Annotated in this window: 18 protein-coding genes; 11 read left to right on the forward strand and 7 right to left on the reverse strand. The window is 61.3% G+C overall.

All coding sequences use genetic code 11. The features are described from left to right. Window positions 1-85 precede the first annotated feature (85 nt). On the forward strand, window positions 86-601 hold the full coding sequence (locus tag PSJE_RS23290; protein WP_090456586.1) for a methylated-DNA--[protein]-cysteine S-methyltransferase: 516 nt from the start codon (window positions 86-88) through the stop codon (window positions 599-601). Between the two features lie 170 nt (window positions 602-771). Here PSJE_RS23290 and PSJE_RS23295 read toward each other — a convergent pair whose 3' ends face one another. Together PSJE_RS23295 and PSJE_RS23300 are read right to left on the reverse strand one after the other, a co-directional pair. Further along, window positions 772-1,365, reverse strand: coding sequence for an NUDIX domain-containing protein (locus PSJE_RS23295; RefSeq protein ID WP_090456587.1), 594 nt, complete (start codon window positions 1,363-1,365; stop codon window positions 772-774). A 66-nt stretch (window positions 1,366-1,431) separates the two neighbouring features. Then, window positions 1,432-1,869 carry a hemerythrin domain-containing protein gene (locus tag PSJE_RS23300; protein WP_090456589.1) on the reverse strand — a complete coding sequence of 146 codons (438 nt, stop codon included), beginning with the start codon at window positions 1,867-1,869 and terminating at the stop codon, window positions 1,432-1,434. Between the two features lie 146 nt (window positions 1,870-2,015). Here PSJE_RS23300 and PSJE_RS23305 point away from each other — a divergent pair, with 146 nt between their 5' ends. Continuing rightward, complete coding sequence (locus PSJE_RS23305; protein ID WP_090456591.1) at window positions 2,016-2,441, forward strand: GNAT family N-acetyltransferase; 426 nt, start codon at window positions 2,016-2,018, stop codon at window positions 2,439-2,441. Window positions 2,442-2,574: 133 nt separating this feature from the next. Here the strand turns inward: PSJE_RS23305 and PSJE_RS23310 are convergent, their stop codons facing one another. After that, window positions 2,575-2,925, reverse strand: a complete 351-nt coding sequence (locus PSJE_RS23310; protein WP_090456593.1) for a hypothetical protein — start codon at window positions 2,923-2,925, stop codon at window positions 2,575-2,577. 148 nt (window positions 2,926-3,073) lie between these two features. On the opposite strand from PSJE_RS23310, the gene PSJE_RS23320 reads away from it, so the two are divergent. The 9 genes from PSJE_RS23320 to PSJE_RS23360 all read left to right on the forward strand — a co-directional run bounded on the left by PSJE_RS23320 (window position 3,074) and on the right by PSJE_RS23360 (window position 8,074). Next, a complete protein-coding gene (locus PSJE_RS23320; RefSeq protein WP_008015571.1) occupies window positions 3,074-3,322 on the forward strand; it encodes a hypothetical protein in 249 nt (82 codons plus the stop codon). Window positions 3,323-3,341: 19 nt separating this feature from the next. Next, window positions 3,342-3,671, forward strand: a complete 330-nt coding sequence (locus tag PSJE_RS23325) for a DUF6388 family protein (protein WP_090456595.1) — start codon at window positions 3,342-3,344, stop codon at window positions 3,669-3,671. A gap of 25 nt (window positions 3,672-3,696) precedes the next feature. Next, window positions 3,697-4,401: a YoaK family protein gene (locus tag PSJE_RS23330; protein WP_090456597.1), complete on the forward strand. Its 705-nt coding sequence runs from the start codon at window positions 3,697-3,699 to the stop codon at window positions 4,399-4,401. A 200-nt stretch (window positions 4,402-4,601) separates the two neighbouring features. Further along, a complete protein-coding gene (tusD, locus tag PSJE_RS23335; protein WP_090457959.1) occupies window positions 4,602-4,994 on the forward strand; it encodes a sulfurtransferase complex subunit TusD in 393 nt (130 codons plus the stop codon). A gap of 1 nt (window position 4,995) precedes the next feature. After that, window positions 4,996-5,358, forward strand: coding sequence for a sulfurtransferase complex subunit TusC (tusC, locus tag PSJE_RS23340; RefSeq protein ID WP_090456599.1), 363 nt, complete (start codon window positions 4,996-4,998; stop codon window positions 5,356-5,358). Beyond that, window positions 5,358-5,651, forward strand: coding sequence for a sulfurtransferase complex subunit TusB (gene tusB / locus PSJE_RS23345; protein ID WP_090456601.1), 294 nt, complete (start codon window positions 5,358-5,360; stop codon window positions 5,649-5,651). The genes tusC and tusB overlap by 1 nt, the downstream gene beginning before the upstream one ends. After that, the gene (locus PSJE_RS23350) at window positions 5,648-5,983 is read left to right on the forward strand and encodes a TusE/DsrC/DsvC family sulfur relay protein (protein WP_057714179.1); all 336 of its coding nucleotides are present in this window, start codon (window positions 5,648-5,650) and stop codon (window positions 5,981-5,983) included. The genes tusB and PSJE_RS23350 overlap by 4 nt, the downstream gene beginning before the upstream one ends. Continuing rightward, complete coding sequence (locus PSJE_RS23355) at window positions 5,980-6,981, forward strand: glycosyl transferase family protein (protein WP_057714178.1); 1,002 nt, start codon at window positions 5,980-5,982, stop codon at window positions 6,979-6,981. The genes PSJE_RS23350 and PSJE_RS23355 overlap by 4 nt, the downstream gene beginning before the upstream one ends. A gap of 91 nt (window positions 6,982-7,072) precedes the next feature. Beyond that, entirely contained in the window at window positions 7,073-8,074 is a 1,002-nt protein-coding gene (locus PSJE_RS23360; protein WP_090456603.1) for a glutathione S-transferase family protein, read from the forward strand. A 114-nt stretch (window positions 8,075-8,188) separates the two neighbouring features. On the opposite strand, the gene cysG is transcribed toward PSJE_RS23360, so the two are convergent. The 4 genes from cysG to PSJE_RS23380 are packed head-to-tail and all read right to left on the reverse strand — an operon-like array spanning window position 8,189 to window position 12,577. Next, window positions 8,189-9,583, reverse strand: coding sequence for a siroheme synthase CysG (gene cysG / locus PSJE_RS23365; protein WP_090456605.1), 1,395 nt, complete (start codon window positions 9,581-9,583; stop codon window positions 8,189-8,191). Next, the gene (gene serS, locus PSJE_RS23370) at window positions 9,584-10,864 is read right to left on the reverse strand and encodes a serine--tRNA ligase (protein ID WP_090456607.1); all 1,281 of its coding nucleotides are present in this window, start codon (window positions 10,862-10,864) and stop codon (window positions 9,584-9,586) included. Window positions 10,865-10,880: 16 nt separating this feature from the next. After that, complete coding sequence (gene crcB, locus PSJE_RS23375; protein WP_057714174.1) at window positions 10,881-11,255, reverse strand: fluoride efflux transporter CrcB; 375 nt, start codon at window positions 11,253-11,255, stop codon at window positions 10,881-10,883. Beyond that, window positions 11,255-12,577, reverse strand: coding sequence for a replication-associated recombination protein A (locus PSJE_RS23380; protein ID WP_090456609.1), 1,323 nt, complete (start codon window positions 12,575-12,577; stop codon window positions 11,255-11,257). Before PSJE_RS23380 ends, crcB begins: the two co-directional genes overlap by 1 nt. Window positions 12,578-12,733 lie beyond the last annotated feature (156 nt).

The following is a 12,733-nucleotide window of genomic DNA, read 5'->3' on the forward strand; positions in this document are numbered from 1 at the left end:
CAAGTATGGTCGGGATTACGTATTGCGCCTCCCCGCCGAGGCAGTATCCTTAACGCCTGTTCAGCAATTTTGCGCGAGCCCTTGCATGACCTATACCTGCACCACCGTGGCCTCCCCCGTGGGCCAGTTGAAGCTGGTCGCGAACGGTTCACGACTGGCGGCCATCCTCTGGGAAAACGACAAACCCGGGCGGGTGCGCCTGGGACCGATGAGCGAAGCGCCGGACAACCCGATCCTGGTGCGCACGGCTGCGCAGCTACGCGAATATTTTTCCGGCACCCGCGATCGCTTCGAACTGGATCTGGATTTTGCCGGCACGGAATTTCAGAAGAAGGTCTGGGCGGCGCTGCTGACCATCCCGTTCGGCGAGACGCGCAGCTACAGCCAGATCGCCGAACAGATCGGTAACCCGGCAGCGGTCAGGGCGGTGGGTGCGGCGAATGGCAAGAACCCGATTTCGATCGTGGCGCCCTGTCATCGGGTGATTGGCGCGTCGGGCAAGCTCACCGGGTTTGCCGGTGGGCTTGAGGCGAAGGCGTTGTTGCTGACCCTGGAGGGCTGCGAGTGGTCAGGCGCCAGTCGCATGGATGATTTGTTTTAGGGACGCACTGCATCTTTGTGGCGAGGGGGCTTGCCCCCGTTGGACTGCGCAGCGGTCCCAAATCCATACACCCCTGAATTCCAGGAAGGTCGCGTTCTCCGTTTTTTACGACTGCTTCGCAGCCGGACGGGGGCAAGCCCCCTCGCCACAAAAGCCCTTTCACCACAGGGTCAGGTTGGAGCGAAGAGGTTTTTCATCACCGCATACTGCAACAGCATGATGGTCTTGGCGTCGCAGATTTCGCCACGGTAAAACGCTTCGAGCGCGTCCTCGAACGTCCACTCCAGCACTTCCAGCTCTTCGGTTTCCGCCTCCAGCCCGCCACCGTCGCTGACTTTCGACTTCGCGTCGTATTCGGCAATGAAGAAGTGCAGTTTTTCCGTCACCGAACCGGGGCTCATGTACGCCTCGAACACCTTCTGCACATGGTGCACGCGGTAACCCGTCTCCTCCTCCGCTTCATCGCGGATGCGGTCTTCAGGTGCCGCGCCTTCCAGCAGCCCCGCCGCCACTTCGATCAACAGCCCATCGTGACCGTTGACGAACACCGGCAGGCGAAATTGCCGGGTCAGTACCACGGTTTTCTTTTCGCGGTTGTACAGGAGAATCGCCGCGCCATTGCCACGGTCGTAGACCTCCCGGACCTGGCGTTGCCACTCGCCGTTGTTGCGTTGGTAATCGAAGGTGATTTTCTTGAGCAGGTACCAGTCGTGGGACAACACCTGAGACTCAAGGATGTTGACCCGCTCGGCTGTGTTCGACATGACAACGCGTCCTGTTATTTGTCTGAGGGTCCACATGTTAAGTGAAAACGCACAGCCTTTGCCCCCTCAGGCAAGCTGCGCCTTGTACTCCTTCTCGTATTGTCCGGCCAATGACTCTTTCTGTTTGTCGTTGAGCAGCTTGCCAGCCATCTGGAAGAACTTCTGCTCTTCTTCCTCGAGGTGGTGATGCACTTTCTCCGAGAGTTTCTTCGCGGTCACCAGCCAGGCCGGGCTGGACATCTCGGTGTCGTCCAGTTCCTCCATCATTTCGTCCATTTCGTGATGTTCGGCAATGCCATGACGGCTGAGGTCGATACCGTTGTCGAACTCCATCAACGGGATGTAGAAATGCCGCTCTTCGGCCGTGGCGTGAGCTTGCAGTTCTGACTTGAGTTGTTTGTAGGCCTCGACGCGTTCGGGGCTGTCGCCGCTGGTGTGGATCAGGGCTTTGGCGTAAGTACGTTGGCGTTCATGGCTTTCGCGCAGGGCTTCGAAAATATTCACGGCGTGTCCTCATCGGTCGCACTCTGGAATGACGCGTACTAATGAGTGACATCTGCGTGCAGGCGACGGTTCCACCTGCTTTGTGCTGATGGAACATTCGCAGCGACCACGCTAGGCTGCGGTTTCACTGCCATAAGGATATAGCCATGAACCTGCGTATCGAACTATCGCAAAACCCCACGGATGAACAACGCCAGGCCATCCTCAAGCCATTGCGCGCGTACAACAGCTCGAAAGCCGAAGGCAACGTGCCCGAGCACATCGCCTTGCTGGTGCGCGACGACAACGACGAGATCCTCGGCGGCCTGCATGGCCGATTGTTTTACCAGTGGCTGTACATCGACTTGCTGGTGGTGCCGGAACAGGCCCGGGGACAGGGCCTGGGTTCGAAACTGATGCAGATGGCCGAAGACCTGGCGCGGGAACGGCGCTGCGTCGGGCTGTGGCTCGACACCTTCGAATTCCAGGCACCTGGGTTCTACAAGAAATGCGGCTACAGCGAGATCGGGCACATTGCCGATTACCCGCCGGGCCACAAGCACTTCTTCTTCCAGAAACGCTTGAGCTACTGATCCATACCGCCCCCCCTGTAGGAGCGAGCTTGCTCGCGAAAAAAACCGGAACGCCGCGGGGTGTCAGGCATCCAGCGGTTTCGTTGACGACCATCGCGAGCAAGCTCGCTCCTACAGGGGGTACAGCGTCAGATCACAGACAAGTCGCCAACGCCGCCAAGCGGCGCTTGGCCACGAAATCGTCCTTCTGTGCGTAGTAGCTCAACACCGTGCCCGAGGCGTCGGTGGTCACGTCGACGAAAGACTCCGCCGAACGGGTGTAAACGGTCGTTCCGCCCTTCTCCCCTGGTTGCAGATAGGCAGCGGCATCGACGCCGAACACGGCCTCGTCCTGCCAGGAAAACTGCACGCACTGGGCGACGTCTTTGCCCGGTTTTTCCGAGTTCAGGGTCTTGTACGGGGCCTTGGTGCGGGCGTCGTTCATCGCCGAACCGGCGCATCCGGCCAGCAACGTCACGGCCAGCGCCACCATCAGAATTCGCATTGCATTCACTCATCAGGAAAAAGCGGACTTTATCACCCCGGCAGCCCGTATCGTTCTGCTTTACTGCATTTATACCGCGACAGCGCGCAACGATTCACGCACCCTGTCGCGCCAATAACGCCCCATCGCACCCATGACTGGAAACCTGATGACACCTAATGCCGAGTTCTACAAACCGAGCACTGAATATGCCGACAAGCTGATCAGCCAGATCGGTCAGACGCCTTCCTGGATTGCCAAGCGAATCGGCGTCACCGACAAGCGTATTCGTTACATCCTCGACGGCGAAAGAACCGTCAAAGGCGAAACCACGCCGATCCAGATGACCTACACCGAACAGTTTGCCCTCGAATGCCTGGCGGCAGCGGCCAAGGCCAGTAAGAAGCAGTCTTCGTAATCCCATCCAAGGAGCGACCATGGCGGCAACCGAGCAGCAACATGAGCAGGCACTGAAGCGGTTTCTCGATGCGCGCCCCGAATTGCGCGAAGAGCTCGACCACCTCAACCCGCTGTTGGCTCAGGCCAAGGGTGAAACAGCGGCACAGTATCGCGAGGAACGGCTGCACGAAGCCTTTGAAGCTGAAGCGGAACGCCAGCAGTTGTTCGCTTGGGAACTGACGTTGCAGTTAACCGCCGCCACGCCCCTGGACTACGAAGCGCAGCGCCTGGAGGTGCACCGGGAAGTGGCGGAAATGGCCGGCATGGACTGGCCGGAATATTGCGAGTTGAATGGGATAAAACCGTAAACACTGTTCATGGAGGCCATCGCCGATGCTGCCCAACACCGCCAGGACCCACGCCAGCCCAGGTCATTTGCACACACAGAAATGGCGCGGGCGCATAGGCTTGAGCCTGGTGGCCATGCTCTCGGTACTCGCCGGCATGACCGACGCCATCGGTTTCATGGCCAGCGGCGACTTCGTTTCGTTCATGAGCGGCAATACCACCCGGATGGCGGTCGCCATCAGTACTGGCGACCTTGGGTTGACCCTGCGCCTGGTGATTCTCATCGCCACCTTCATCGTCGGCAACGCGCTGGGCATTATCGTCAGCCGCCTGGGCAGGCGCCGGACCCTGCCCTTGTTACTGTGCATTGCCGCCCTGCTGTGCGCCGCCGCGGCCTGGTCGTATGACGAGCAACTGCCAGCCCTGCTGGCGGCGATCATCGCCATGGGCATGCTCAACGCCGCGGTGGAAGAAGTGAATGGCCTGCCGGTGGGCCTGACCTACGTTACCGGTGCCCTGTCGCGTTTCGGCCGAGGGCTGGGCCGCTGGATGCTCGGCGAACGGCGCAGCGGCTGGCGGGTGCAGTTGATCCCCTGGACCGGCATGTTCGCCGGCGCGGTACTCGGTGCCGTGCTGGAACATCACCTTGGGCTCAAGGCGTTGTTTGCAAGTGGCCTGCTGGCTGCCGGGCTCGGGGTGCTGTCGTTGAAGATCCCGCGGCGTTGGCAGTTGGGGTATATGCCGCGCTGAGTTTGGCGGCACCCATGCGGGCCTCATCGCGAGCAAGCTCGCTCCCACAAGGGATTTGCGTCGGACACAAAATCAGCAACCACCACACGTCCACTGTGGGAGCGAGCTTGCTCGCGATGAGGCCCGCCCAGACAACATCACTTTAGCCGCCCCGCCGATAAAGCATTATCATGGCGGCAGTTTCGCTGATCGAGTCCGTCATGAAGTTCGCCATCGCCGTATTTTCCGCCGCCCATGCGCCCTCCTCGCGCCGCGCCCTGCTGTTCGCCCAGGCCGCGCTGGCCAGCGGGCACGAGATTGTCCGGCTGTTTTTCTATCAGGATGGCGTCTACAACGCGTCCGCCAGCGTGGTCACGCCCCAGGATGAACCGGACTTGCCCAAGCAATGGCACGCCTTTGTCAGCGACCATCAACTCGATGGCGTGGTGTGCATCGCCGCCGCGCTGCGTCGTGGCGTGTTGAACGAGGAAGAAGCCAGGCGCTATCAGCGTGAGGCTGTAGCCGTCGGCGCACCGTGGGAATTGTCCGGCCTCGGCCAATTGCATGACGCGGCGCAAGATGCCGACCGTCTGATCTGTTTCGGAGGCGCATGACATGGCCAAATCCATATTGATCATCAGCCGCCAGTCGCCATGGTCCGGCCCAGGCGCGCGGGAAGCGCTGGATATCGTGCTGGCCGGGGGCGCTTTCGATCTGCCGATCGGCCTGTTGTTTCTCGATGACGGCGTGTTCCAGCTGGCCGCCGGTCAGAACGCCAAGGCCCTGCAACAGAAAGACCTGAGCGCCAACCTGCAAGCCCTGCCGATGTTCGGTGTCGAGGAACTGTTTGCCTGTGGCGACAGCATCACCCAGCGTGGCCTGGCCCCCAGCGGCCTGTCGCTGGAAGAAGCCCAGGTATTGGCCGCTCACGAAATCACCGCCCTCATTGACCGTTACGACCAGGTGATCACCCTCTGATGTCGACTTTGCATGTGTTGTCTCATTCCCCGTTCGGCGACGAACGCCTGACCAGTTGCCTGCGTGTGATCGGCGCCAACGACGGGTTGCTGTTGTCCGGTGATGCCGCCTATGCGTTGCAACCAGGCACCGCGCCGTTCACTGCGCTCAGCGCACGTGGCCTGAAGCTGTTCGTGCTGGTCGAAGATGCCCAGGCCCGTGCGCTTGCGGTTCCAGACTGGGCCAGTGCCATCGATTACCCGGCCTTCGTCGAGCTGTCGATTCACTACGACAAGGTCAACAGTTGGCTATGAAGGCATTGACGGTCGGCCCCCGCGCCATCGAACTGGACAAGGACGGTTTCCTGGTCGAACTGAGTGACTGGTCCGCCGATGTGGCCAGTGCCCTGGCGGCGGCCGAAGACATCGAGTTGACGCCCGAACACTGGGAAGTCCTCGAACTGCTGCGCAGTTTCTACGCCGAATTCCAGCTGTCACCGGCCACCCGCCCGTTGATCAAGTACACCGCCCTGAAACTCGGCCCGGAAAAAGGCAACAGCCTGCACCTGAACCGACTGTTCAAAGGCACTCCCGCCAAACTCGCCGCGAAACTGGCGGGCCTGCCCAAACCGACGAATTGCTTATGACCGATTACCCAGCACTGACACTCGAAACGCCCGCCGAGCATCCGTTCGCCCAGTTCGTACGGATCCTTGGCAAAGGCAAGCGCGGCGCTCGTGACCTGACCCGGGTCGAGGCCCGCGAAGCCATGGGCATGGTGCTCGATGAAAAGGTCGAGGAAACCCAGCTCGGCGCATTCCTGATGCTGTTGCGGCACAAGGAAGAAAGCTTCGAGGAGATGGCGGGTTTCACCGAGGCATTGCGCGAACGCCTGAATCCTCCGGCAATGGCAGTGGATCTGGACTGGCCGACCTATGCCGGCAAGAAGCGGCACTTGCCGTGGTATCTGCTGGCGGCCAAGTGCCTGGCGCAAAACGGCGTGCGGATTTTCATGCACGGCGGCGGCGCCCACACGGCCGGACGCTTGTACAGCGAGCAACTGCTGGGCGAATTGAACATCCCGTTGTGCCGTAACTGGCAACAGGTGGGTTCGGCGCTGGATAACGGCGGCCTGGCCTTCATGCCATTGATGGACTGGGCGCCACAGCTGCAACGCATGATCGATCTGCGCAACACCCTGGGCCTGCGCTCGCCGATCCACTCGCTGGCGCGGATCCTCAACCCACTGGGCGCCCGTTGTGGCCTGCAGAGCATTTTCCACCCGGGTTATCAGGCCGTGCATCGCGACGCCAGTGGATTGCTCGGTGATACCGCCATTGTGATCAAGGGCGATGGCGGCGAGATCGAGATCAACCCGGACGCCGACAGTCACCTGTACGGCACCACCGGGGGCGAGAGCTGGGACGAGGAATGGCCGCAGTTGTCGGCGCAGCGTCACGTCAAACCTGCCTCGCTTGATCCTGAGCATTTGAAAGCGGTCTGGCGTGGCGATGTGGTCGACAGCTACCCGCAAATGGCCCTGATCTCGACCATGGCCTTGGCCCTGCGTGGCCTTGGCCAGACCCGCGAACAGGCCTTCGAAACCGCTGAAAAATACTGGGCTGCGCGGGACAAATCGATTTAATCGATCATTCGCGCCCGATCTTTGCGCTTTTTGTTCGAACTCATCGGAATAGACTCGACTCCATCGATTATGGGTTTCGGGAGTCTTGAACATGGGTTTGTTAGTGGATGGCCGCTGGCAGGACAAGTGGTACGAGAGCAGCAAGGACGGCGCGTTCCAGCGCGAACAGGCACAGCGTCGCAACTGGTTGACCGCTGACGGCAAGCCGGGGCCGACCGGCGTCGGCGGTTTCGCGGCTGAGCCCGGGCGCTATCACCTGTACGTGTCCCTGGCCTGTCCGTGGGCTCATCGCACACTGATCCTGCGCAAACTCAAAGGCCTCGAAAACCTGATCGACGTTTCGGTGGTCAGCTGGTTGATGCTGGAAAACGGCTGGACCTTCGACCAGCACCTGGGGTCGACCGGCGACAAGCTCGACCATTTCGAATTCATGCACCAGCGCTACACCGCCGACACCGCCGACTACACCGGTCGCGTCACCGTGCCGGTGCTGTGGGACAAACAGCAAAAGTGCATCGTCAACAATGAATCATCGGAAATCATCCGCATGTTCAATGGCGCCTTCGACGATCTGACCGGTAACGACCTGGACTTTTACCCGGCGCCGCTGCGGGGAGAAATCGATGCGTTGAACGAGCGGATTTACCCGGCGGTGAACAATGGCGTGTACCGCGCCGGGTTTGCTACCTCGCAACAGGCTTATGAACAAGCCTTCGATGAGGTGTTTGCCGAGCTGGACCGACTGGAGCTGCTGCTGGGCGCCAACCGCTATCTGGCGGGCGAGTACCTGACCGAAGCGGACATCCGCCTGTTCACCACGCTGATTCGCTTCGACGCGGTGTACTACGGGCACTTCAAGTGCAACCTGCGGCGGATTGCGGATTATCCGAACCTGTCGAACTGGCTGCGGGAGATTTACCAGTGGCCGGGGATTGCCGAGACGGTGGATTTTGAACACATCAAGAATCACTACTACGCCAGCCACCGCACCATCAACCCGACGGGTGTGGTGCCGAAAGGCCCAGCCCAGGACTTCACCGCGGCCCATGATCGGGAGCGGTTGAGTGGGAAAGGGGTTTGGCGCAGAGCTTGAGATTTGTGCAGGTTTTGAAGGCCCCATCGCGAGCAAGCTCGCTCCCACAATTGATTTGTGTCGTTCACAAATCCCCTGTGGGAGCGAGCTTGCTCGCGATGGGGCAACTCGGTCTCAGACCTGCCCCTGAGCCCCTTCGAACCACGCCAGTTTCTCGCGCAGTTGCACCACTTCACCCACGATCACCAAGGTCGGCGCATGCACTTCATGCTCTGCCACCAGTCGTGGCAGGTCCGCCAGGGTACCGGTAAACACCCGCTGGTTGACCGTGGTGCCCTGCTGGATCAGTGCCGCCGGGGTATCGGCAGCGCGACCATGCTTGATCAACTGTTCGCAGATGATCGGCAAGCCCACCAGCCCCATGTAGAACACCAGGGTTTGCGCCGGGGCGACCAGATCGGCCCATGGCAAATCGCTGGAGCCGTCCTTGAGGTGGCCGGTGATGAAACGCACCGACTGCGCATAATCGCGGTGGGTCAGCGGAATCCCGGCATAGGCCGCGCAACCGCTGGCTGCCGTGATCCCCGGCACGACCTGGAACGGGATGCCATGGGCCGCCAGTTCTTCGATCTCCTCGCCACCACGACCGAAGATGAACGGATCGCCGCCCTTCAATCGCACCACACGCTTGCCTTGCTTGGCCAGATCCACCAATTGCTGGTTGATCTGATCCTGCGGCACCGCGTGATCGGATCGGCGCTTGCCGACGTAAACCCGCTCGGCGTCGCGACGGCACAGTTCGAGAATCGCCGGTGCCACCAAACGGTCGTACAGCACCACGTCGGCTTGCTGCATCAGACGCAATGCCTTGAACGTCAGCAGGTCGGGATCACCTGGCCCTGCGCCCACCAGATAGACTTCACCGGTCGCCACTGGCGCCTCACCATCGATTTTCGCCTGGAGCAACCGCTCGGCTTCACCGCCCTGCCCAGCCAGTTGCCGATCGGCAACCGGGCCCTGGAAAACATCTTCCCAGAACGCCCGACGCTGCTGCACATCCGGAAACAGGCCTTTGACCTGATGACGGAATCGCGCAGCCAGCCCGGCCAATTGACCGTAGGTGGAAGGAATCCAGGTTTCGATCTTGGCGCGAATCAAACGTGCCAGCACCGGCGCATCGCCGCCGCTGGACACAGCAATGATCAAGGGAGAACGGTCGACGATGGCCGGGAAGATCACGCTGCACAGGGCCGGCGCGTCCACCACATTGACCGGCACGCAACGTCGATGGGCATCGGCGGAGACTTGTGCGTTCAGCGTTTCGTCGTCGGTGGCGGCAATGATCAGCCCGCAACCGTCCAGATCCGCCTCGGCGTAGCCACGCAACAGACACTCGCCACCGCTGCCGGCAACCAGCTCGCGCAATTGCGCTTCGATTTCAGGTGCAACCACCCGCAGCAGCGCACCGGCATCGGCCAGCAGGCGGGATTTGCGCAAGGCAATCTCCCCCCCGCCGACGACCAACACACGACTGCCGCGAAGGTTGTGAAACAGCGGCAGATAGTTCATTTAGCCGATGACCTCAAGGCCACCCATGTAGGGCTTGAGGACTTCAGGCACACGGATGGAACCGTCGGCCTGCTGATAGTTCTCGAGCACCGCGACCAGGGTACGGCCCACCGCCAGGCCGGAGCCGTTCAGGGTGTGTACCAGTTCCGGCTTGCCGGTTTCCGGGTTACGGAAACGCGCTTGCATGCGGCGGGCCTGGAAGTCGCCGCAGTTGGAGCACGACGAGATTTCGCGGTACTTGTCCTGGCTCGGGATCCACACTTCCAGGTCGTAGGTCTTGACCGCGCTGAAGCCCATGTCGCCGGTGCACAGCGCCAGAGTGCGGTAAGGCAGTTCCAGCAATTGCAAGACTTTCTCGGCGTTGGCGGTCAGGCCTTCCAGCGCTTCCATGGATTTCGATGGCTCGACGATCTGCACCATTTCAACTTTGTCGAACTGGTGCTGGCGGATCATGCCGCGGGTGTCACGACCCGATGCACCGGCTTCGCTGCGGAAGCATGGCGTGTGGGCGACGAACTTGATCGGCAGCAGTTTCGAATCGACGATTTCGCCGGCGACGATGTTGGTCAGCGACACTTCAGCGGTCGGGATCAGGTACAGGTCGGCTTCGCCTTCGCGCGCGATCTTGAACAGGTCTTCTTCGAACTTCGGCAGCTGGCCGGTGCCTTGCAGCGCCGGGGCCTGGACCAGATAAGGCGTGTAGGCCTCTTCGTAGCCGTGCTCGGTGACGTGCAGGTTGATCATGAACTGCGTCAGGGCGCGGTGCAGACGGGCAATCGGGCCACGCAGCAGGGCGAAACGGGCGCCGGACAGCTTGGCGGCGGTTTCGAAGTCCAGCCAGCCGAACTTCTCGCCCAGGGCGACGTGGTCCTGAACCGGGAAATCGAAGGCAGTCGGGGTGCCCCAGCGGCGCACTTCGACGTTGCCGTCTTCGTCTTCGCCGACCGGTACCGATTCGTGCGGCAGGTTGGGGATACCCAGCAGGATCGAGTCCAGATCGGTCTGGATCGCGTCCAGTTCGACTTTACCCGCGCTCAATTCGCCCGCCATGCGCTCGACGTCCGCCATCAGCGGCGCGATGTCTTCGCCGCGCTGCTTGGCCTGACCGATGGATTTGGAGCGCGCATTACGTTCAGCCTGCAGTGCTTCGGTGCGGGTCTGGACGGTCTTGCGCTGTTCTTCCAGCGCTTCGATGCGCGCAACATCCAGGGTATAGCCACGGGATGCCAGGCGGTCCGCTACGTCCTGAAGGTTGCTACGTAACAGTTTGGAATCGAGCATGTCGGTTTCTCGTTTATCAAAGTTTGGTCAAGGACAGGCCGGCCCAGGTGGCAAGCAGCCCGCCGAATACGCTGAGCGCCGCATAGCCCAGGGCTAGCGGCACTTGCCCGCTTTCCAGCAGGCGCACCGTATCCAGTGAAAAGGATGAAAAAGTCGTCAGCCCCCCGAGGAAGCCAACGATCAACCCGGCACGCACCTCGATGGGCACCTCCGGGCGTATCAAAAACAGACCGTATAGAACGCCGATCAGCAAACAGCCCACGATATTAACGGCCAGCGTCGCGGTATAGAAGTGCCGAGGCCAATTCGCGTTGATCCAGTTGCCCGTGACGAAGCGCAACAACGTGCCGGCCATCCCGCCGACGGAAACCGCAACGATCAAGGGAAGCACTATTTTCTCCGCTGCCTTGGGCTTAAACGGTCGAGTTTCGCCAGGTGATTGAGTTTTTCGCCAATCTTCAACTCCAGGCCACGGGGCACGGGCTGATAGAACGGGATCGGGTCGAGTTCTTCCGGGAAATAGTCTTCGCCAGCGGCATAGGCGTCCGGCTCATCGTGGGCATAACGGTATTCATCGCCGTAGCCCAATTGTTTCATAAGCTTGGTCGGCGCGTTGCGCAGGTGCAGCGGCACTTCCAGCGAACCGTGCTCGGCGGCGGCGCGCAATGCCGTCTTGAAGCCCATGTACACCGCGTTGCTCTTTGGCGCGCAGGCCAGATAGGTGATGGCCTGGGCCACCGCCAGCTCGCCTTCGGGGCTGCCGAGGCGCTCCTGCACTTCCCAGGCCGCCAGGCACAGGCTGAGGGCGCGGGGGTCGGCATTGCCGATGTCTTCGCTGGCCATGCGCACCACGCGCCGGGCCAGGTACAAGGGATCGCAACCGCCGTCGATCATCCGTGCGAACCAGTACAAGGCGCCGTCGGGGTTGGAGCCGCGCACCGATTTATGCAGGGCGGAAATCTGGTCGTAGAACGCTTCGCCGCCCTTGTCGAACCGCCGGCGGGTATCGCCGAGCAGGCTTTGCAGCAGGTCGGTGCCGATTTCGCCGTTGTCTTCCGCCAGGTCCGAGGCGTTTTCCAGCAGGTTGAGCAGGCGCCGACCATCGCCATCGGCAGCCGACAGCAGCATCTGGAAGCCTTCGTCGCTGAGGGTCAGGTTACGCTTGCCCAGGCCACGCTCTTCGGTCAGCGCGCGGTGCACCAGTTTGCGCAGGGCCGCTTCGTCGAGGCTTTTCAGCACATAGACCCGCGCCCGCGACAACAAGGCGTTGTTGAGTTCGAACGAGGGATTTTCCGTGGTTGCGCCGATGAAAATCAGCGTACCGTCTTCGACATAGGGCAGGAACGCATCCTGCTGGGACTTGTTGAATCGATGCACTTCGTCGACGAACAGAATGGTGCGGCGGCCGTACTGCGCGGCCTGCTGTTTGGCGATTTCCACCGCCTGACGGATCTCCTTGACCCCGGCCAGCACCGCCGAGACCGTTTCGAAGTGCGCGTCCGAGACTTCCGCGAGCAATCGCGCCAGGGTGGTTTTGCCCACGCCCGGCGGCCCCCAGAAAATCATCGAATGCAGGGCACCCTGCTCCAGCGCCTCGCGCAGGGGCTTGCCGCGAGCGAGCACGTGTTCCTGACCGACGTACTCGTCCAGATTGGCCGCACGCAGGCGGGCGGCCAAGGGCTGGGCGATGGGGGTGCTGCGAAACAGATCCATGGCGTACGTTTAAAACCTCGGGTTACTTAATGCCTGCGGGCCAAAACGCTGACCCTGTGGGAGCGAGCTTGCTCGCGATTACGGCATCACATTCAACATTTATGTCGACTGACCCAACGCTATCGCGAGCAAGCTCGCTCCCACAGGTTTTGCGTC

This window comes from Pseudomonas jessenii (genome assembly GCF_002236115.1).
GTDB classification, from domain to species: domain Bacteria; phylum Pseudomonadota; class Gammaproteobacteria; order Pseudomonadales; family Pseudomonadaceae; genus Aquipseudomonas; species Aquipseudomonas jessenii.